The sequence below is a fragment of the Vibrio sp. 10N.222.49.C9 genome (assembly GCF_041474985.1).
In the GTDB taxonomy this organism is placed as follows: Bacteria; Pseudomonadota; Gammaproteobacteria; order Enterobacterales; family Vibrionaceae; genus Vibrio; species Vibrio crassostreae_C.
Genome location: NZ_JBFRVD010000858.1, coordinates 1 through 393, shown reverse-complemented (window position 1 = coordinate 393; position 393 = coordinate 1). Strand labels below are relative to the sequence as shown.

1 pseudogene is annotated in these 393 nt (G+C 45.5%); it reads left to right on the top strand.

Going from position 1 to position 393, the window contains the following annotated elements:
• Window positions 1–393: pseudogene (locus tag AB4585_RS25935) on the top strand (folate-binding Fe/S cluster repair protein); the annotation flags it as partial.

Genomic DNA, 393 nt, shown 5'->3' with positions numbered 1-393 from the left:
ACCTTAGGTGCTCACTGCGATGCTAAAGGGAAAATGTGGAGCCTGTTTCGACTGTTTCATCACAATCAAGGTTACGCCTTATGGCAGCATAAGTCGGGTATTGAAACCGCCCTACAAGAAATTAAAAAGTATTCGGTTTTTTCAAAGGTAGACCTTGAGCTGTCATCGCAAATCAGTATTGGTGTGCTCGGCGAACAAGCTGACAGCTTTATCGACTCTATTACTGACGGACAAGGGGATGTGCGTTCTATCGCTTCTGGCAGCGCGATAAAAATTGATTCGCAGCGCTGGCTATTGCTGGTTAATGAAGATGAACTCGAAAGTCTAAAGCCACAGTTGCAAAACGCCGAAGAGATCAGCGCTGATGCGTGGGACTATGTTGATGTGGTTAAT